This is a genomic window from Methylobacterium persicinum (genome assembly GCF_022179525.1).
In the GTDB taxonomy this organism is placed as follows: Bacteria; Pseudomonadota; Alphaproteobacteria; order Rhizobiales; family Beijerinckiaceae; genus Methylobacterium; species Methylobacterium persicinum.
The window spans coordinates 133,722-152,146 of the sequence record NZ_BPQX01000015.1 but is presented as its reverse complement, the minus strand read 5'-3'; the positions used below and the strand labels follow the sequence as shown (position 1 = coordinate 152,146).

Genomic DNA, 18,425 nt, shown 5'->3' with positions numbered 1-18,425 from the left:
AGCTTTTGTTTTGGACGGCACCGCCGCGACCGTTCTCGACCTCGCCGGGCTGAAATGTCCGCTGCCGGTTCTGCGCGCCCGAAAGGCGATGCGGGCTCTTCCGGCAGGGACGACCCTTGTCGTGATCTGCACCGATCCGATGGCGGCAATCGATATCCCCAACCTCGTCCGCGAAGAAGGCGGCCGGATGGAATCGGCCGAGCGGGTCGGAGACGATCTTCGCTTCACAATCACCGTCTTCGCGAAGCCGCCGCATTTTTAATCGATCGGCATGGTCTCCGAAGCTGCGGGACGGTCTTACGATATGCCAGCACAGATCGGGGGAGTCCGCGTCGTCCATGATGGGTGGGCGCGGTTCCTCGTTGTCGAAGTCATTCAATCCGACGGGACGCGGATCAGCCGCGAGGTGGAGGATCATGGAAGGGCCGTTGCCGTCCTGCCCTATGATCCCGTCCGGAAGGTCGCGACGCTGGTGTCTCAGTTGCGGGCGCCCCTGCTCTATGCCGGCGGTCCCGACAGCATCATCGAGGCGCCCGCCGGCCTTCTGGAGGACGAGGCGGCCGAGGATGGGGCTAAACGCGAGGTCGGTGAGGAGACCGGCTTGGTCCTCGAGCACCTCGATCCCGTGGCGAGCGCATGGTCCATGCCGGGACTGTCCACGGAGCGGATGGACCTGTTCCTCGCATCCTATTCCGAGGCGAACCGGGTCGGGGCCGGCGGCGGCATCGCCGCGGAGAGCGAGGCGGTGACTGTCCACGAGATCCCCCTCGCCGAGTTGGCGGCCATGGTCACCCGCGGAGCCCTGGCGGACATGAAGACGCTGGTGCTGCTCTTCGCACTCCAGGTGCGGCGGCCGGACCTATTCGCACGCTAGGCTGAGCTGGGAGGCGGCGCCTGCTCCCTCTCGTCTAGAATCTCACCGAGATCCGACACCCCGGACGTCATTGCGAGCAAAGCGAAGCGATCCAGGGACCCTTCAATCTGAAAGGTCTCGCTGCCCTGGGTTGCTTCGCTTCGCTCGCAATGACGGGATTGGCAGGCGGGGACGGATCATTGGCTGATCCCCCCGACCCGTTCGACGAAAAATGCCCCAGCCGCCGTCGCCCGTTCCCGGTGGCGACGACGGCTGGAGCCGTTCAAAAGCTTCCGAAAGACTCAGGCGTCCGCCGCCCGGAAGCTCCGGCCGATCGGCTGGCTAGCCTGCCGCAGGGAGCGGCGGCGGTCGGCATCGGCGCCGAGCATGAGGGCGACCGCCGCACCGAGGCCGAGGCCGAGGAGGAGCGCCACCGGCAGCACCACCTTGGGCGAGGGCGGGAAGGTCCGCTGCAGGGCGGGCGTGGCCGCGGAGATGATCCGCACGTTGATCGTGTTCACCCGCTCCTGCTCGCTCGCCTCGCGGGCACGGCGGAGATAGGCTTCGTAGACGCCCTTACGGGCTTCCAGGGTCCGCTCCAGCTCCCGGAGGCCGACATAGGCCCGGTCGCTCGCCGTGGTTTCAGTCTTCACGCGGTCCAGGCTCGAGCGGATCGCAGCCTCGCTGGCGGCGGCACGGTCGTAGTCCTTTTGAAGCGTGTCGATGATCCGCTCCTTCTCGCGCTGGATCAGGCGCTGAAGGTCCCGCTGCTGGGCGTATTGCTCGGCCATCGCCGGATGACGCTCGCCGAGGCGCGTCGCGAGCTCGGCGGTGTTGCGCGACAGGGTGGCGTATTGCTGGCGGAGCGCCTGCATCTCAAGGGATTGCAGCATCTCGGGGAGCGCGGTGCTGGGATCGGACGAGCGCATCTTGCGGGCCTGATCCAGGCGCGACTTCGATTCTGCCGTCTTGATCGAAGAGCCGACCAGTTGCTGGTTGAGGTCGCCGAGCTGCTGATCCGTAAGGAGCCGGCCGCTGGAGGCGACGAGGCGGTGGTCTTCCCGGTAGCGCACGACCTGCTGCTCGGCATCCTCGACGTCGCGCTTCAGGCTGGCGAGGCGCCCGGCAAGGGCATCGGAGGCGCGCTTGGCCGATTCCATGCGGGCCGCGGTCTCCTCGGCGAAGTAGGCGTCGCCGATGGAATTCGCGATCAGGGCCGCCTTGGCCGGGTCCCGCGACTGGACCGCCACATCGATCACGAAGGTGCGCTCCGGCCGACGGACGATGATGTTCCGCTGGAGGGTATCGAGGGCGATGTTCACAGGGTCGCGGCTGACATGCGGCGGGAGCATCCCCATGACGACACCGCGCAGCCAGTACAGGACCGGATTGCTGGTCTCCGGCCGCACGAATTCCTCATCCCGGTCGAGATGCAGCTTCTCCACCACCCGGCGCAGCACGTTGTCCGACTGGATAACGCGCACTTGGCTCTCCGCGATGGAGACGCCGCTGTCGGCCTGCGGAGCACGGGCGTTCACGTCGTTCTCGACGACGCGCAGATCCGTCGGATCGACGAGGACCTGGATGTTCGAGGTATAGGTCGGCGGGATCAGCCCGAGCACGAGAACGGCGAGGGCGACCATCAGCAGGCCGCCGAGGGCGATGAAGCCCGATCCGCGCCAAAGACGCCGGGCGATGGTCTGCGCATCCGTGCGCGGCCCCATTTCCGGCAGGACCATACGCACCGGGTCGCCACTGATCCGGGTCGAGAAGTCGAACATACGCCTCGCTCCTTGACTGCTCGTCCAGTCGTTCGTTCTGTCTTGATCTGGAACAGAGCGTTCCGGTCTTGGACAATCGAGCGACTAAAACAACTTACTCGAGACCCATCACGCAATCTGCGTACCGTGCCCGCCGCGCCTTCAACCGGCCCCTTTCGGGGCGATGGGAGACCGATCCGCCGGCAGGGAAGACTGCGTAGGTCGGTCCCGCCGCGTCAAGGGATCATGGAATCCCGTTCCGCGTAGGCGCGGGGATCGCCGTCGAGCAGGGCGAGGAGGCGCTGCGTGTCCCGGGCGGACAGGGCGTTCCACCGCCGCACGTTCCGCCGCGCGTCTTCCGCCGCACCGGCGAAGTCCGCCGAGCCCACCCGCTCCGCAATCATCCGCGCGCTCCGGTCCGGGTCGGCGGGATGGATGAACAGGCCGGACGAGCCGAGCACCTCGCGGAAGACCGGTGCGTCGGGCGCGATCACCGGCAGACCGCCATGCTGGACCTCGAGCAGGGGAAGCCCGAGGCCTTCCGCCTTGGAGGTCGACAGCAGGGCGTGACACCTGTCGGCGAGGGCCTGGAGGTCGCGGTCTGCGAGGTACCCGTGCAGGTGCAGGTACGGGGGCGGGGCGTCGAGGAAGGCGTGCCGCCCCCAGCCGACGCGGCCGACCAGATGCAATTCCGCCGGGACGCCGAGGCTGTTCAACGCCTCGACGATGGCGAGGGAGGCCGCGTAGTTCTTCCGCGGCTCCACGGTGCCGATCGCAAGGAGCCTCAGCGGCGCGCCCGGGGAAAGGGCGCCCGGCCCGGTGCGGCCCGACAGGGCGAACACATCGTGCACGGGCGGCCGCAGCAGGAACACGCCCGCCTTCGGCGAACAGTAGCGCCGGAGGTCTTCGCCGGTGGTGCGGCTGTTCACGAACAGGTTGCGGCCCCAGCGCATGGCCAAAGCGAAGGCGGGGCTTAGATAGGCCCGGCTGCGCAGGCTCAGATCCTCCGGACGGCTCAGGAGGAACGTGTCGTGGATATAGAGGAGGCAGCGGGCGGCAGCCGGCGCGCAGAACGGGCCGGGCGGAAAACCTGGGAAGACGAAGAGCGCATTGCTGTCCCGCAGGGCCGTCAGCGGCAGCCCAAGCTGCTGGCGGGCGATCATCCCCGGCAGCGACCGGCTCTCCACGGGGCGGACGTCGTGCGGGGCGAGGTTGTCCTCCGAGAACAGGTCGAGGGTGACGCGCTCGATGCCGGTGACGCGGCCGCGCAGGTGCGTCCGGTCGACGTAGATCGTCTGCCGGCGGGTGAGGGGGCGGTGCATCACATCGCCTTCCGGCGCAACGCGCTGGCCAGATAGAGGCAGCGCCGGACAAAGAGCGGCATCCGCCGGCCGAGGACGGCCTGTTTCGTCCTCCGGAGCCGCCTGACGAGGGGGGAGGAAGGGGCCTGCACGGTGCCCTTTGCCCCCTGGTTCCGCTCCGCGGCGAAGGGGAAATGGCCGAGCATCTCCGGCGCGAAACTCAGCCTCTCCCGGTCCCGGGCGATGACGCCGCGGGCGCACAGCACAGCGTCCAGGGAGATGGCGGCGGCGGCAGGGCTGAAACGGTTCTCCAGGGCGATGCGCGCGAACGCGCCCAGCGCCGCCCGAGCGGTGGAATCAGCGACGAGCTCCGCGAGCGCCTGCGCCAGGGCGCCGGGCGCGACCGCCACGAGGCGGCCCGAGACCCCATCGATCACCGACGTCATCAGGCCGGACGTCCGGTAGGCGAGGGTGGGGACGCCGCAAAGGCCCGCTTCGATGGGGGTCTGACCGAGGGTCTCGTGCCGGCTGGCCGTCACATGCAGATCGCAGGCGCCATACCAAGCGGCGAGGTCTTCCTCGCTGCCGATCAGACCTGGGGCATAGAGTCGGTCGAGCCCGAACTTGGCCGGATCGTCGAGCCGGCCGATGGCGACGACCGCGACCCCCGGCCCCGCGACGGCATGCAGGGCTTCCCGAAGGTCGCTGAAGCCCTTGTCCGGCCCGTCCACGATCACCGACGAGACCAGGATGAGCACGTCCGTCTCCGGCAGGCCGAGCTGCCGACGCAGACTGGCGCGGTCTCCGGGCCGGAAAATGCCCGTCGGGAAAGCGAGGCTCACCGGATGCGTCGCCGCGGTGGGCGGCGCCAGGGCTTCGCTGCGCTGCCGGGTCCATTCGGAATTGGCGAGGAGCATCGGGCCGGAAGGGGCGGCGAGGACGGCGCGCTTGCGCGCATGCATCCCGGCGATCCTTCGGGGCGCGAGGGTCGGGTACTCGTCGGGGGTCGGGCAGGCCGCGTCGCAGCCGGTCTCGGCGCGGGTACAGTCGCGGGGATGGCAGCAGCGCCCGGTGAGGGCAAAGAGGTCGTGCAGGACAAGGGCGGTCGGCGCCATCGCCGCGAGGCGCCCCACGGCGTCGAGGCTGCGGGTCGCCCCATGGACGTTGCCGACCAGCACGAAATCCGGGGCGAGGGCCGCGATGTGCGACTCTGCGGCGGGAAACGCATCGGTCCATTCGGCTTCCGCCGGGCGGTCCGAGAGCACCACCTCGTGTACCCTGTGGTGCGCCAAAGCGAGCGCCTCCGAGAGACGCCGATGGGCGACGCCGGCCCCGCCCACGGTACCTGTCCCGGTCACGGACGCGATCGTCAGGGCCGAGGGGGGCGGGGAGGCGTCTGAGTGCCGGAGCAAGACCGGACGTCCGATCCTCCCCTTCTTGCCCATCGGAAGCCTGGACCAGATGGCCGCAAAATCCAGCCCGCGTTGAAGGCCATCGGCTAGGGAAGCCCGCGACCAGAGCACCTCACCGCCGATCCCATCCACCGCACCGGCGAGGGAAGGCACGTCGAGCCCGTGAACGCGATCGGTGTACGAGACGCGAAGCCCCGCCACCGCATCGGCACCGGTCAGCGACGCTTCGAGGACCAGCGCCGCGAGCGCTCCGGGCGCGAGCATCTCCCCGTTGCCGAGGATGATGAAAGCCTCGTCGTCACCCGCGTCGAAGAGATCTGTGAGGAGAGGGACGGCCGCGGCCGCACTCCGAAGCTCGGGATAGCCCTGCCGCGCGATCGATGACGCCACCTCCGGGGAGGGTTCGCCCGCTGGTGTCAGTACGCAGATCCGCGGCCACGCCCGCCCGTCCGGCAGCCGGTCCGGCCGGCGGGGGCCGACAGGATCGCTGCCGAAGGGCCAGCCCAAGATGCCGCAGGCCGGGCGCGAAGGGGTGATGGGTCCCAACAAGCCGGAATGCCACTCGCTTGCGCCGTCTTTGCATTCGCTGACCAATGCAACTCCGACGCCGATCCGCACTGCGCCCGATCGTGACAGCGGCATGCCGGACGATCTCAGTAAAGCGCACGCTTCAATAATTCATAGTCGCGACTCGTGAAGATATCCTGTCCGCGTCGCCGCCCTTCCGCAGGGCGTCACGGGGCGGCTCAACCCTCGACCCGGATGCGCGGGGCGCCTTCCTCCATACGGCCGATGATTCTGGCGGCCGGATACCCAGCGGCCCGGATGCGGTCGAGGATGCCGTGGGCGGCTTCGCCGGCACAGGATACCAGCAGGCCACCGGATGTCTGCGGGTCCGTCAGCAGATGCCTGCGCCAGTCCGGCATTTCTGCCGGAAGGTCCACATGGGAACCGAAGGCGGTCCAGTTCCGGTGGGAGGCGCCGGTCACGTACCCCTCCCGGGCGAGGCCTTCGGCGAGGGGAAGGAGCGGCAGGGCGCCCACATCCAGCACTAGCGTCAAGCCGGCGCCGCGGGCGAGTTCGAGCCCGTGGCCCAGGATCCCGAACCCGGTCACGTCGGTGATGGCGTGGACGGCCGGATCCGTGGCGAGGTCGGTGCCAACCCGGTTCAGGAGCGTCGTGGTGGCGACGAAATCCCGGTAACCGGCCTCGTCCAGCGCCTCGCGCTTGATCGCGGCCGAGTAGACGCCGACACCCACCGGCTTCGTGAGGATTAGCGCATCTCCAGCCACGGCGTCGGCATTGCGCCGGACAGCTTCGCGGCGGCAGGTGCCGATCACCGCCAGTCCATAGATCGGCTCGGGTGTGTCGATGGAGTGGCCTCCGGCGACGGGGATGCCCGCCTCGCCGCATTTCTCGGCGCCCCCGCGTAGGATGCGGGCGACCACCTCCGGGGCGATCTTGCCCACCGGCATGCCGAGGATGGCCAGGGCGAAGATGGGCCGTCCGCCCATGGCGTAAACATCCGAGATGGCGTTCGTGGCGGCGATCCGGCCGAAATCCTCCGGGTCGTCGACCATGGGCGTGAAGAAATCCGTCGTCGCGATGATGCAGGTCCCATCCTCCTGCTCCCAGACGGCGGCGTCGTCGGCGGTCTCGTTGCCCACGAGCAGCCGTTCGAACCGGCCGGCGGCGGGCTGGTCGGCGAGCAGCTTTCGCAGGATCTCCGGATCCAGCTTGCAGCCGCAGCCGCCGCCATGGGCCAGGCTTGTCAGGCGGGGGCTGTCGCTCATGGTTCGTCCTCGGTCGGGGATGCGTGGTGCGAAGGTAGTGCGCCCACGTTGTGAGGAATACCGTTCCGGCGCAAATCGCGGTGCCGGAACTGGGCGCCGCATCGCCGGAGGTAGGGTTGACCGTGCATTTCACCGCCGACACCCATTTCGGCGACCCCCGGGCGCTGCGGTTCGACCATCGGCCTTTTCCCGATCTCGACGCCCATGATGAAGGTCTCATCGCGGCCTGGAATGCGGCGGTCGCCCCGCAGGACGTGGTATGGCACCTGGGCGACTTCGCCCTGGGGCCGTCGCCGGCCAAAATCGTGGAGATCCTGTCCCGGCTCAACGGCGAGAAGCATCTCATCACCGGCAACAACGACGGGCCCGCGACCCTTGCTGCGCCGGGCTGGACGTCCGTGAGCGCCTATGCGGAGATCACGGTGGAGGATCGGCCCGTGGTCCTCTGCCACTACGCGTTCAGGACGTGGAACGGGATCGGCCGGGGGGCGCTCAACCTCCACGGACACTCCCACGGGAAGCTCGCGCCCATGCCGAGGCAGTACGATGTGGGCGTTGATCCGATGGGGTTCGCCCCGGTCACCCTGCCGGCGATCCTCTCATCCCGCCGCCGGTCTCGGCGTTCCTGACACGAAGAGCGAGGAACCGTTCCCGCAGCTTCGCAGTTGAGCCCGGCAGAAGGCGAACGCTGGCTAGATCTCGTTAAGCATTCGTTTTCGAGTTGAAACGTTTACAATCATTAACAGTCGATACCATGCGCAACTTCAGACCACGTTTTGCCGCCTGCGTGCTTGGCATGATCGCCGGTTCGGTCGCCGCCACGTCCGCTTCGGCGATCCCGGCCTGCCTCGAGGCGCGCAAGAAGGTGGACGAGGCCGAGGCCCTCCGCTTTCAGGTCCGTCAGGACATGCGGCTCGGCGATCACGATCGGGTCTGTGACACCCTCGACGAGATCGGGGACCGCTACAACGACGCCCGCGATGCCTTCGACGATTGCGGCGAAGGTGTCGTCGCCATCGACCTCCGCGGTGAACTGAGACGGCTGCGGATCGCAAAGAAGATTAACCGCTGCGATTGATGATGCGGTGCGGCGCGCAAGGCCGTGTGCCTGCGCACCGCGGCCCGACACTTTATCCCACATCCAGACGAGGCAGGCGGCTTAGAACCGCCAGGGAGCTTGTTCGACCATGTCCGACGTTTCGAGCCGTGCCGATGCCGCCACCGCGAACGGCCCGTCCTTCGTGGCCGCCCTCTGCGGCTTCGTAAGTTCCATGGTGGCCGCTTCGGCCCTGGTCCTGCTCCTCGTCACCCTCTGACGTGGTTGGACGCGCCGGATCGACGATCCGGCGTCAGGGGGCGACGGACCAGAACCGTTGCTTGTTGAATAGCATGTCCTGGACCTTCGCCGCGGAGCTCGTCGTGGCGGGGTCCTGCCGGCACTGTGGTTCCACCGCGCGGGCTGAGGCCGGCGTTAGCGGCAACGCCGCTGGGACGAGACCCATCCTCGTCTGGAATTCAGGCTGGCGGGCCGCCGTGATCGTCAGGATTCCCGCGATCAGGGCGCCCGAAGCGACGCCCAGTAAGAAGTTCCACATTCGCCTTGCGACCCGTCGGGTCCCGTTCTGCGGGCTCTTCGCCTTCTCGGCCGTTATGGCGGCTGCAAGATGGCAGGATCGGATCGACAGCACCGAATCGGTCCTCGAAGCAGATTCGAGCACGAACCTTGCCGTTGGGTGAAGTGGACCGAAGGTTGGATTCCTGTCGCAGCAGATTGGCCCAAGATTGTGATTTGCTGCGCCGTCGCGCAGGCCGGCTGGTTTTCCCCCGGCGATCCGGCGTTTGACAGCACGGCGCAATAACTCTGACTGTACATTCTCTGACCAAAGAACGCAGTCTTAACCGATCTGCTGCGAGAAAGCCGTCCGTCCGCATGAACGCCAGATCACGTTAGCCGGGGACTGCGATGAGCTATGCTTTGAATGCCTACGCGAGGACCTCTCGGAGCGTCATGACGCCCAGGGAGGCCGAGGCGGCAGTCCTGACGAAGGCAGCCCAGCGGCTTCAGATCGTGCGCGACGACTGGGCGAACCAGACCGCGGAACTGGTCCCGGCGCTGAACTTCAATCAGAAGCTTTGGACAATCCTGGCGACCGCATCGACTGAACAGGATAGTCCGCTCCCGCCCGAGATGAAGCAGAGCATGGTCAACCTCGCAACCTTCGTGTTCCGTCGCAGCATCGAGACGATGGCCGAGCCGGCGCCCGAGAAGCTGACGGCGATCATCAATATCAACCTCAACCTCGCCGCAGGCCTTTCCGGCCGCTGAGCGAGCGTATCGGACTTCGCCCGCAACGCCGGAGCAGCGACCGAACACGTTGAGGCGGCCCCCAGCCTAACACCTCATCCTGAGGTGCCCGCGTCAGCGGGCCTCGAAGGAGGGCTCCAGCCCGCCGCGCGATCCCTGGAGCCCTCCTTCGAGGCGGCTGTCGCCGCACCTCAGGATGAGGGGAGGATCTGGAGAAGCCTTGCTAAACCAACTCGTTCGGGTGCAGCTCTAAAGCATTTTCCGTAATCCTTGGATCACCTCCTCCTCGGTCATTGCGAGCGTAGCGAAGCAACCCAGGGATCCGCCACATCCTGAGAGGTCCCACAGCCCTGGATTGCTTCGCTTCGCTCGCAAAGACGGAGAGGCGGTGCCGGAGGGCAGGAGGCGACCCGGCGCTTCCCGAAAGTGCGCTTGAGGGCCATTGCCGGGACTGCAAGCGACTTCGGTGCTTCGCGTCTCGGCAAAGATCTGTTGTGTGTCCGAACGAGCAGGCGAACCCGGCGACGATGATCGTGCCGGTCGCGTGCATTCCCCTCCGTCCCGGCGCCGCAGCGGCCGGTGTTACGGTGCGGTTGCCGGCTCTCCCGCCGTGTCGAGGAGGCTACGCAGCTTCTCTTCGTAGGCGAGAAGGTCCTTCCCGCGCTTGAGGGCGCGGTAGAGGTCGCCAGCCTGGATCTGGTCGTAGATCGCGGCAATGTAGGGCCGCATGCTCGGCGCCGCCTCCATCAGCGCGTTGGCCTGCTCGACGAAGCTGTTCTCGGCCAGGGTCGGATCGTCCGCTAAGTACATCACCGTCAGGGCGAAGTAGAGCTGCTTGCACGGCGTATCCGCCTCGGAGGCCGTAATGATATCGGTCTCCCGCAGGAACTTCGTATTGGTCTCGATCACGAAGCTTGCCCGGCGCGGGCCGTTGCGGATGGCGGCGTTGCCGATAATGAGCCGCTCGTCAGGCTTCAGCTCGATTTTCAACGGCATGATGGAGCCTCCTTGCAGGATTCGCCAGCTACGCCCGCCGACGTTAACGGGACGCTAACCCTCCGTACAAGGCACCAGGAAAACGCCGTGCAAAGCGCATCCCCTTCGACCATGGTAAGCAGTGTAGGCGATTGATTAACCGCGTTTATTCTCAATAGACGATCGCAGGAAAACTGAGGTGTCGTTTTAAGACTGTCGAAAGGCGGCGTGGCCGAATTTCCATTCGCCTCCAAAACGGAGGTGCACTGACCAGAATGGAAATACGACGATGTCCTCCGGCGTTACCCTCACCTCAGCCACCCGCCAGAACCTGCTCTCCCTGCAGGATACGGCCTCGCTGACGGCCACCACCCAGAACCGCCTCGCGACCGGTAAGAAGGTCTCTTCGGCCCTCGATAACCCGGTGACGTTCTTCACGTCTCAGTCGCTGAATCAGCGTTCGGGCGACCTGTCGAGCCTGCTCGACGGTATCTCCAACGGTATCCAGACGATCCAGGCGGCCAACCAGGGCATCACCTCCATCCAGAAGCTGGTGGATCAGGCCAAGTCCGTCGCTAACCAGGCGCTCTCGACCCAGATCACCACCACCGGCACCGCCTCGACGGCCTTCGCTGCCAGCAGCACCGCCGCCACGACGATCAACCTCTTCGTGAACGGCAGCTCGACCACGGCGACGATCCCGTCCAACGCCACGATCGATCAGGCGATCTCGGCCCTCAACACTGCCGTCGGCGCCGGCAGCTTCTCGAAGGACACGACCGGCACCAAGCTTGTCCTCAACGCCAGCTCGGATGTCGAATTCGTTGCCACGGCCGACCAGACCAACCTCGGCTTCGCCGCCGGGTCCGGTACGGGCACGACCTACGGCGCCACCACCTCGGCGGCGCAGAGTGCGGACCTCTCGGTCTCCGGTGTGTCGGCCCGCTCGTCCCTGGCGACGCAGTTCAACAGCCTGCTGGTCCAGATCGATCAGCTCGCCGGTGACGCCAGCTACAACGGTGTCAACCTCATCGGCGGCAAGGGCACCAACAACAACCTGACCATCAACTTCAACGCCAAGGGCAACTCGAACCTCACGGTCAAGGCGACCGACGAGACCTCGAATGGCCTGGGCCTGAAGGCGATCACCAGCACCTCCGCCTCCAGCGGCGGTGTCGTGGGTCAGGGTAACTTCCTGCTCAACAAGGATATCAACGCCACGTTGGGCACCCTGACGACGGCGTCCAACACGCTCCGCTCGGACTCCTCGACCTTCGGCTCGAACCTCTCGGTCGTGCAGAACCGTCAGGACTTCACCAAGAACCTGATCAACGTCCTCGACACGGGCTCGGCCAACCTGACCAACGCCGACCTCAACGAGGAAGCCGCGAACTCGCAGGCCCTCTCGACCCGCCAGTCCCTCGGCATCTCGGCCCTGTCTCTGGCCAACACGGCCCAGCAGGGCATCCTCCAGCTCCTGCGCTGATCCTAGCGCCGGAACCGGACACGCCAAAGCAAGCGGCCGGCGCCTCGCGCCGGCCGCTTTCGTTTGGGCGGAATTATTATCGAGTTCAAAGCGCTGCAGAAGCAACGTTCAGTTAGTACCGATGTGCCAAACGTCTATTAACTAACTATAAAGCATGAATGTGATCTGATTGGGATAACGAGTGGATAGCTCGCGTTTTCGCCGATCGGAGTCCTGTTCATGTCGTCCGACATCACCCTCACCTCAGCTACGCGGCAGAACCTGCTCTCGTTGCAGGACACCGCCGCCCTCCAGGCGACCACGCAGGGCCGCCTCTCGACCGGTAAGAAGGTCTCCTCGGCCCTCGACAACCCGGTGACGTTCTTCACGTCCCAGTCGCTGGACCAGCGCTCGGGGGACCTGTCGAGCTTGCTCGACGGCATTTCCAACGGCATCCAGACGATCCAGGCCGCCAACCAGGGCATCACCTCCATTCAGAAGCTGGTGGATCAGGCCAAGTCCGTCGCTAACCAAGCACTCTCGACTCAGATCACCACCACCGGCACCGCTTCGACGGCCTTCGCCGCGAGCACAACCGCCGCCACGACGATCAACCTGTTCGTGAATGGGGCTTCGACCGCAGCGACGATCCCGACCAGCGCCACGATCGATCAAGCGATCACGGCCCTGAACACGGCGGTCGGCGCCGGCAGCTTCTCGAAGGACACGACCGGCACCAAGATCATCATCAACGCCAGCTCCGACGTTGAATTCGCCACCGCCGCCGACCAGACCAACCTCGGCTTCGCCAACGGTTCGGGCGCCGGCACGACCTACGGCGCAACGACCTCGGCGGCGCAGAGCGCCGACCTTACTGTCTCCGGTGTGTCGGCCCGCTCGTCCCTGGCGTCGCAGTTCAACAGCCTGCTGACCCAGATCGACCAGCTGGCGACCGATGCGAGCTACAACGGCGTCAACCTGATCGCCGGCAAGGGCACCAACAACAACCTGACGATCAACTTCAATCCCAAGGGCAATTCGAGCCTGATCGTCCAATCCCTGGATGAGACGTCGAACGGCCTTGGCCTGAAGGCGATCACCAGCACCTCCGCCTCCAGCGGCGGTATCGTCGGCCAGGGCAACTTCCTGCTCAACAAGGACATCAACTCGACACTGAACAGCCTGACGACGGCCTCGAACCAGCTGCGGTCGGATTCCTCGACCTTCGGCTCGAACCTCTCGGTCGTGCAGAACCGTCAGGACTTCACCAAGAACCTCGTCAACGTCCTCGACACGGGCTCGGCCAACCTGACTAACGCCGACCTCAACGAGGAAGCCGCGAACTCGCAGGCCCTCTCGACCCGCCAGTCGCTCGGCATCTCGGCCTTGTCCCTGGCCAACACGGCCCAGCAGGGTATCCTTCAGCTCCTTCGCTGATCCCGTTCAGCAACAATAAATCCCCTGAATTTAAATGGCCGGCTCAGTGATCCGGCCATTTCTATTTGAAATGACTGATATGATTGGGAATACAATCGGAGGATGTAGTCTGTAATAAGAAATTTGTGCATTCTTTGATTTGAGATTGACCCGAAGGCGACAGTGGTCCTATCCGAACATTGAGCAGAAAGCTCACGGTTCCTCAGAACGGAGAGAAAACCATGTCGTCCGGTGTCACCCTCACCTCAGCCACCCGCCAGAACCTGCTCTCCCTGCAGGATACGGCCTCGCTAATGGCCACCACCCAGAACCGCCTTGCGACCGGTAAGAAGGTCTCCTCGGCTCTCGATAACCCGGTGACGTTCTTCACGTCCCAGTCGCTGGATCAGCGCTCGGGCGATCTGTCGAGCCTGCTCGACGGGATCTCCAACGGCATCCAGACGATCCAGGCCGCCAACAAGGGCATCACCTCCATCCAGAAGCTGGTCGATTCGGCTAAGTCGGTCGCCAACCAAGCGCTTTCGACCCAGATCACCACCACCGGCACCGCCACGGTTGCCTTCTCCGCGCCGAGCACCTCCGCCGCCACGACGATCAACCTCTTCGTGAACGGCAGCTCGACCACGGCGACGATCCCGGCCAACGCCACTATCGATCAGGCGATCTCGGCCCTTAACACTGCCGTCGGCCCGGGCAGCTTCTCGAAGGACACGACCGGCACCAAGCTCGTCATCAACGCCAGCTCGGATGTCGAATTCGCCGCGAGCTCCGACCAGATGAACCTCGGCTTTATCCCCGGCTCCGGCTTGGGTACGACGTACGGCGGCACGACCTCGGCTCCGCAGAGCGCCGACCTCACCGTCTCCGGCGTGTCGGCCCGTGCCTCTCTGGCGTCCCAGTACAACAGCCTGCTGACCCAGATCGACCAGCTCGCCAGTGACTCGAGCTACAACGGCGTCAACCTGATCGGCGGCAAGGGCACCAACAACAACCTGACCATCAACTTCAATGCCAAGGGCAACTCGAACCTCACGGTCACTGCCCTCGACGAGACGTCGAACGGCCTGGGCCTGAAGTCGATCACCAACACCTCTGCCTCCAGCGGCGGTGCCCTGGGTCAGGGCAACTTCCTGCTCAACAAGGACATCAACGCCACGCTGAACAGCCTCACGACGGCGGCGAACCAGCTGCGATCGGATTCCTCGACCTTCGGCTCGAACCTCTCGGTCGTGCAGAACCGTCAGGACTTCACCAAGAACCTGATCAACGTCCTCGACACGGGCTCGGCCAACCTGACCAACGCCGACCTCAACGAGGAAGCCGCGAACTCGCAGGCCCTCTCGACCCGCCAGTCGCTGGGCATTTCCGCCCTGTCCCTGGCCAACACGGCCCAGCAGGGCATCCTCCAGCTCCTGCGCTAAGACAGTGACGAGGGGGGCCTTACCGGGCCCCCCTTAAAGGGCGACGGTCCGGAAACCGGCGAAGACATCGCGCCGCTCCGGCCCGAAGAAGTTTCGGTACATGCCCGTGACAAACCTGCCGCTCGTGGCCCAGGCGCCGCCCCTCAGGACTTTCCGCGAGCCGAAGGATGGCTCGGAATACTCCCGGTACGCATCGGGTGCGAAACCGGGGAAGGGGAGAAACGTGCTCTCCGTCCATTCCCACACATTGCCGATCATCTGGCGGCAGCCCCAGGGGCTATCCCCTCCGGCATAGGCGGCGACATCCACGGTGCCGTGACCGCCGCCGCCGAGATTCGCGACGGCTGCGTCCGGCATGGCGTCGCCCCAGGGATAGGTGCGCTTTATGCTGCCGAGGCTCTCGTCCGGCGCGCGTTCAGCGACGGCCGCGGCCTCCCATTCCGCTTCCGTCGGCAGGCGGCGTCCGGCCCAGCGGCACCATGCCCGCGCCTCATGCCAATTGACATGGATCACCGGCCGGTGCGGTCGCAGGGGCTCGTACCGGTCGAAGGTTCGGCTCTCCCAGCCGTCCGCGCCCCTTCGCCAATGGACCGGGCGGGTGGCTCCCGCGCCATCGCGCCAAGCGAGGCCTTCCGCGTCCCAGTGGTGTGGGTTGCCGTAGCCATTGTCATCTACGAACGCCTCGTAGTCCGCGTTTGTGACCGGGGAGCGGGCGATGCGGAAAGGCGCGATCTCGACCGGATGCGCCCATTTCTCGTTATCGAAGACGAACCGGTCGGCCTCCGGCTCGGAGCCGAGCATGAGGATGCCGCCGCCCACCTCCACGTCCCCCGGCCAGGGCCCGGCCTCGGCATCGCCCCCGAAGGCGGCGGCGAAGGTGGGGCGGGGCTGCCCGAGGGTCTGTCGGGTATAGGTGAAGGCCTCCCCGTGCATGTCCTCATGGAAGGCGATCAGCCGATAGAGGTAAGCTTCATGCGGTTCGGGGTCCCGCCGGTCCAGCCGCGCGGCGAGGGCTGCTTGCACGCGGTCCATGTAGGCCAATGTGTCGGCCAGCGACGGCAGGGGCAGGTCCCAACGGGTGGCATGGGCCACGGCGGCCGAATCATAGAGCGAATCGGCCGCCGCCATCAGCGGCTCCCGGCCGTCGAGGCCGCGCAGGACGAAGTGCTCGTGGAACCATGCGAGGTGCCCGATCTCCCACAGGAGCGGGTTCACAATGGCCAAACGCGGCCCCATCAGGTCCGCGTGGTCGAGGCCTTCGACGAGTTCGAGCGTTCGGGCCCGGACAGCCCGCAGCCCCGCCACGAGGTCGGCGGAGGTCACGGTCTGAGGTGAAGCCGGGTTTGCCATTCCTATTTCCACTTTCGTGACGGCACCAATTGCCAACACAGGTTGCGCCTTCGCGCATTCCCGGCAATCCACTCGGCCTGATATGCGCATCACCATCGCGACACCGACGGCCGCGACCCGTCGTACCGGAAACCGTGCCACCGCGACCCGCTGGGCCCGTTTCCTGACGGAACTGGGCCACGACGTCGCGATCAATCCGCCGGCTGAGACCGAAGCGGATGCGCTGATCGCCCTGCATGCGTGGCGCAGCGCCGAGACGGTGGCCCGGTTCCGATCGGATCATCCGGAACGGCCCATCGTCGTCGCGCTCACCGGGACGGACCTCTACCATTTCCTTGAGACCGAACCTTCCGCGACCTTACAGTCCCTGGCCCTGGCGGATCGCCTCATCGGGCTCCACGACCGTGTCGCCCAGTCCCTCCCGGAACGGTTCCGGTCCAAGCTTCGGATCATCCACCAATCCGCCTGGGGCCGTGCCAGGCGGGAGGCGCCCGTCGCCGACGCCTTCGAGGTGCTCGTGGTCGGGCACCTGCGCACCGAAAAGGATCCCTTTCGTGCTGCCCTGGCCGCCCGCCGGTTGCCGGCCTCGTCCGCGATCCGCGTAATCCATCTCGGCGCGGCCCACGATCCGGCCTGGGCAGACGCCGCCCTTGCCGAGATGCGGGATAATCCCCGTTATGTCTGGCTCGGCGATATGCCCCCCGCGCGGGTGCGGCGCTTCATGGCCCGTGCCCGGCTGATGGTGTTGTCGTCGCATATGGAGGGGGGCGCGAACGTCATCTCGGAGGCGGTGGTGTCCGGACTTCCAGTCCTCGCCTCCCGCATCGACGGCTCTGTCGGGCTCCTCGGCGAGGGCTATCCAGGCTACTTCCCCGTCAGTGATACGGCTGCCCTGGAAACCCTGCTGGCGAGGGCGGAAGACGATCCGACCTTCCTCGCGGACCTTGCCGCAGCCTGCGCCGCGCGGGCGCCGCTGTTCCAGCCTGAGCGGGAAAAGGCCAAGCTCGGGGAACTGGTCGCAGAACTCGTCTGAGGCTGCTCGCGCCGCCATTCGGTCGAACACGGCCAGGAAGCGAGTGGAGGGCGAGCATCCAGTCGGTTTGCTCCACCGGAGCGGTCAGGCGTGGCTTTTGCCCTTGCTGGCCTCGTACCGCGCCTTGTTCTCGGCACTCGGCGGATAAAGCCCGGGCAGGGCGGCGCCCTTGCCAACCTCGTCCCAGATCCACCCCTCGAATCGCTCCTGCTCGGGCGCCAGTTCGAGCACCGCGTCGATCAGGGCCGCGGGGATGAGGACCGCGCCGTCCCCATCGGCGACGATCACGTCGTCGGGGAACACGGCGACACCGCCGCAGGCGATGGGCTGTTGCCACGCCACGAAGGTGAGCCCCGCCACAGAGGGGGGGGCCGCCGCGCCCTGGCACCAGACCGGCAGACCGGTGCCGAGCACGCCCGCGAGGTCACGCACCACGCCATCCGTCACGAGGCCGCCGATGCCCTTCTTCGCCATGCGCGCGCAGAGGATGTCGCCGAAGATCCCCGCATCGGTCACGCCCATCGCATCGACCACGGCGATACAGCCTTCGGGCATCGCCTCGATGGCGGCGCGGGTCGAGGTCGGCGACGACCACGATTCGGGCGTGGCGAGATCCTCCCGGGCCGGCACGAACCGCAGGGTGAACGCACGGCCGACCAGCCGCGGCTGGTCGGGCCGGAGGGGCTTGGTTCCGCGCATCCAGACGTTGCGGAGGCCCTTCTTCAGCAGGATCGTCGTGATCGTGGCGGTGGTGACGCCGGAGAGTGTCTCGACGATCCGCGTGTCAATCGACATCCGCGACCCCTTCCTGGAGGACGTTGGGCGATGGAGAGGAGTTTTCCTAAAGTAATATGCCGCAGCAGCAAGACCGGTCCGGTCGGTCGGGATGGCGAGCGTGATCAATCCGGTCATTCTGTCCGCCGCCCGTACTCCACACGATGATGAGATGGACGTCGGCGGTTTGGGATTGTCTGAGCGCTGCCGATCGCGGCGAGGGCAATGCACAATGTCCCCGGTATCGTGGAACGACGGCCCGCGGCGGGCGAGAAATCCGTTAACCGCCGGTCATCGGCGGAAAGAAAGCGATTTCACCGGCACCGGCGATGGGCGCCTCGGGTTTGGCATGGACGCGGTCGATGGCGGCGCGGACGATGGACGGGTTCTCGAAGGCATAGGCGTATTCCTCGCCCCGGCCGGCGAGCCAGCCCGCAAGGTCGGCCACAGTCACCACTTCCGGCGGGGGATCGAGCACTTCTTCGGCCCGGCCGATCCGTTCACGCACCCAGGCGAAATAGACGAGCTTCATGCTGTTCCCGTGGC

The 18,425-nt window shown here is 66.3% G+C and carries 18 protein-coding genes; 10 read left to right on the top strand and 8 right to left on the bottom strand.

The window, feature by feature from the left end:
* Window positions 1-10: 10 nt before the first annotated feature.
* Both MFF22_RS06525 and MFF22_RS06520 read left to right on the top strand, forming a co-directional pair.
* Window positions 11-262 carry a sulfurtransferase TusA family protein gene (locus MFF22_RS06525; RefSeq protein WP_238248169.1) on the top strand — a complete coding sequence of 84 codons (252 nt, stop codon included), beginning with the start codon at window positions 11-13 and terminating at the stop codon, window positions 260-262.
* Window positions 263-304: 42 nt separating this feature from the next.
* On the top strand, window positions 305-874 hold the full coding sequence (locus tag MFF22_RS06520; RefSeq protein ID WP_238248168.1) for an NUDIX domain-containing protein: 570 nt from the start codon (window positions 305-307) through the stop codon (window positions 872-874).
* Between the two features lie 281 nt (window positions 875-1,155).
* On the opposite strand, the gene MFF22_RS06515 is transcribed toward MFF22_RS06520, so the two are convergent.
* From MFF22_RS06515 to selD, 4 genes are all read right to left on the bottom strand, one after another.
* The gene (locus MFF22_RS06515) at window positions 1,156-2,634 is read right to left on the bottom strand and encodes a GumC family protein (RefSeq protein ID WP_238248167.1); all 1,479 of its coding nucleotides are present in this window, start codon (window positions 2,632-2,634) and stop codon (window positions 1,156-1,158) included.
* 215 nt (window positions 2,635-2,849) lie between these two features.
* Entirely contained in the window at window positions 2,850-3,935 is a 1,086-nt protein-coding gene (locus tag MFF22_RS06510) for a glycosyltransferase (protein ID WP_238248166.1), read from the bottom strand.
* Complete coding sequence (locus tag MFF22_RS06505; protein WP_238248165.1) at window positions 3,935-5,716, bottom strand: glycosyltransferase; 1,782 nt, start codon at window positions 5,714-5,716, stop codon at window positions 3,935-3,937. Before MFF22_RS06505 ends, MFF22_RS06510 begins: the two co-directional genes overlap by 1 nt.
* A gap of 356 nt (window positions 5,717-6,072) precedes the next feature.
* Window positions 6,073-7,119, bottom strand: a complete 1,047-nt coding sequence (selD, locus tag MFF22_RS06500; RefSeq protein WP_238248164.1) for a selenide, water dikinase SelD — start codon at window positions 7,117-7,119, stop codon at window positions 6,073-6,075.
* A gap of 116 nt (window positions 7,120-7,235) precedes the next feature.
* Here selD and MFF22_RS06495 point away from each other — a divergent pair, with 116 nt between their 5' ends.
* The 4 genes from MFF22_RS06495 to flaF all read left to right on the top strand — a co-directional run bounded on the left by MFF22_RS06495 (window position 7,236) and on the right by flaF (window position 9,445).
* Window positions 7,236-7,748, top strand: coding sequence for a metallophosphoesterase family protein (locus MFF22_RS06495; RefSeq protein WP_238248163.1), 513 nt, complete (start codon window positions 7,236-7,238; stop codon window positions 7,746-7,748).
* A 167-nt stretch (window positions 7,749-7,915) separates the two neighbouring features.
* Entirely contained in the window at window positions 7,916-8,197 is a 282-nt protein-coding gene (locus MFF22_RS06490) for a hypothetical protein (RefSeq protein ID WP_238248162.1), read from the top strand.
* Window positions 8,198-8,306: 109 nt separating this feature from the next.
* Window positions 8,307-8,435 (top strand): hypothetical protein, encoded by a 129-nt coding sequence (locus MFF22_RS24660; RefSeq protein ID WP_283206157.1) that lies wholly within the window; start codon window positions 8,307-8,309, stop codon window positions 8,433-8,435.
* 647 nt (window positions 8,436-9,082) lie between these two features.
* Window positions 9,083-9,445 (top strand): flagellar biosynthesis regulator FlaF, encoded by a 363-nt coding sequence (flaF, locus tag MFF22_RS06485; protein WP_283206156.1) that lies wholly within the window; start codon window positions 9,083-9,085, stop codon window positions 9,443-9,445.
* Window positions 9,446-10,006: 561 nt separating this feature from the next.
* On the opposite strand, the gene MFF22_RS06480 is transcribed toward flaF, so the two are convergent.
* Window positions 10,007-10,420 carry a flagellar biosynthesis repressor FlbT gene (locus tag MFF22_RS06480; protein ID WP_238248160.1) on the bottom strand — a complete coding sequence of 138 codons (414 nt, stop codon included), beginning with the start codon at window positions 10,418-10,420 and terminating at the stop codon, window positions 10,007-10,009.
* A gap of 268 nt (window positions 10,421-10,688) precedes the next feature.
* Between MFF22_RS06480 and MFF22_RS06475 the strand changes: the two genes are divergently transcribed.
* The 3 genes from MFF22_RS06475 to MFF22_RS06465 all read left to right on the top strand — a co-directional run bounded on the left by MFF22_RS06475 (window position 10,689) and on the right by MFF22_RS06465 (window position 14,722).
* On the top strand, window positions 10,689-11,885 hold the full coding sequence (locus tag MFF22_RS06475) for a flagellin N-terminal helical domain-containing protein (RefSeq protein WP_238248159.1): 1,197 nt from the start codon (window positions 10,689-10,691) through the stop codon (window positions 11,883-11,885).
* A 219-nt stretch (window positions 11,886-12,104) separates the two neighbouring features.
* Window positions 12,105-13,301 (top strand): flagellin N-terminal helical domain-containing protein, encoded by a 1,197-nt coding sequence (locus tag MFF22_RS06470; RefSeq protein ID WP_238248158.1) that lies wholly within the window; start codon window positions 12,105-12,107, stop codon window positions 13,299-13,301.
* Window positions 13,302-13,522: 221 nt separating this feature from the next.
* Complete coding sequence (locus MFF22_RS06465; RefSeq protein ID WP_238248157.1) at window positions 13,523-14,722, top strand: flagellin N-terminal helical domain-containing protein; 1,200 nt, start codon at window positions 13,523-13,525, stop codon at window positions 14,720-14,722.
* Window positions 14,723-14,755: 33 nt separating this feature from the next.
* Here MFF22_RS06465 and senA read toward each other — a convergent pair whose 3' ends face one another.
* A complete protein-coding gene (gene senA / locus MFF22_RS06460) occupies window positions 14,756-16,072 on the bottom strand; it encodes a selenoneine synthase SenA (RefSeq protein ID WP_238248156.1) in 1,317 nt (438 codons plus the stop codon).
* A gap of 82 nt (window positions 16,073-16,154) precedes the next feature.
* Between senA and senB the strand changes: the two genes are divergently transcribed.
* The gene (senB, locus tag MFF22_RS06455) at window positions 16,155-17,105 is read left to right on the top strand and encodes a selenoneine biosynthesis selenosugar synthase SenB (protein ID WP_238248155.1); all 951 of its coding nucleotides are present in this window, start codon (window positions 16,155-16,157) and stop codon (window positions 17,103-17,105) included.
* 84 nt (window positions 17,106-17,189) lie between these two features.
* Here the strand turns inward: senB and MFF22_RS06450 are convergent, their stop codons facing one another.
* Complete coding sequence (locus tag MFF22_RS06450; protein WP_238248154.1) at window positions 17,190-17,900, bottom strand: ribonuclease activity regulator RraA; 711 nt, start codon at window positions 17,898-17,900, stop codon at window positions 17,190-17,192.
* 259 nt (window positions 17,901-18,159) lie between these two features.
* On the bottom strand, window positions 18,160-18,411 hold the full coding sequence (locus MFF22_RS06445) for a MoaD/ThiS family protein (protein ID WP_238248153.1): 252 nt from the start codon (window positions 18,409-18,411) through the stop codon (window positions 18,160-18,162).
* Window positions 18,412-18,425 lie beyond the last annotated feature (14 nt).

Excerpts from the sequence above, each read along its gene's own strand:
- MFF22_RS06490 (WP_238248162.1), top strand. The coding sequence starts at position 7,916 with ATGATCGCCGGTTCGGTCGCCGCCACGTCCGCTTCGGCGATCCCGGCC.
- MFF22_RS24660 (WP_283206157.1), top strand. The coding sequence starts at position 8,307 with ATGTCCGACGTTTCGAGCCGTGCCGATGCCGCCACCGCGAACGGCCCG.
- MFF22_RS06445 (WP_238248153.1), bottom strand. The coding sequence starts at position 18,411 with ATGAAGCTCGTCTATTTCGCCTGGGTGCGTGAACGGATCGGCCGGGCC.
- MFF22_RS06465 (WP_238248157.1), top strand. The coding sequence starts at position 13,523 with ATGTCGTCCGGTGTCACCCTCACCTCAGCCACCCGCCAGAACCTGCTC.
- flaF (WP_283206156.1), top strand. The coding sequence starts at position 9,083 with ATGAGCTATGCTTTGAATGCCTACGCGAGGACCTCTCGGAGCGTCATG.
- MFF22_RS06515 (WP_238248167.1), bottom strand. The coding sequence starts at position 2,634 with ATGTTCGACTTCTCGACCCGGATCAGTGGCGACCCGGTGCGTATGGTC.
- senB (WP_238248155.1), top strand. The coding sequence starts at position 16,155 with ATGCGCATCACCATCGCGACACCGACGGCCGCGACCCGTCGTACCGGA.
- MFF22_RS06510 (WP_238248166.1), bottom strand. The coding sequence starts at position 3,935 with ATGCACCGCCCCCTCACCCGCCGGCAGACGATCTACGTCGACCGGACG.
- MFF22_RS06520 (WP_238248168.1), top strand. The coding sequence starts at position 305 with ATGCCAGCACAGATCGGGGGAGTCCGCGTCGTCCATGATGGGTGGGCG.
- MFF22_RS06475 (WP_238248159.1), top strand. The coding sequence starts at position 10,689 with ATGTCCTCCGGCGTTACCCTCACCTCAGCCACCCGCCAGAACCTGCTC.
- senA (WP_238248156.1), bottom strand. The coding sequence starts at position 16,072 with ATGGCAAACCCGGCTTCACCTCAGACCGTGACCTCCGCCGACCTCGTG.
- selD (WP_238248164.1), bottom strand. The coding sequence starts at position 7,119 with ATGAGCGACAGCCCCCGCCTGACAAGCCTGGCCCATGGCGGCGGCTGC.
- MFF22_RS06470 (WP_238248158.1), top strand. The coding sequence starts at position 12,105 with ATGTCGTCCGACATCACCCTCACCTCAGCTACGCGGCAGAACCTGCTC.
- MFF22_RS06450 (WP_238248154.1), bottom strand. The coding sequence starts at position 17,900 with ATGTCGATTGACACGCGGATCGTCGAGACACTCTCCGGCGTCACCACC.
- MFF22_RS06480 (WP_238248160.1), bottom strand. The coding sequence starts at position 10,420 with ATGCCGTTGAAAATCGAGCTGAAGCCTGACGAGCGGCTCATTATCGGC.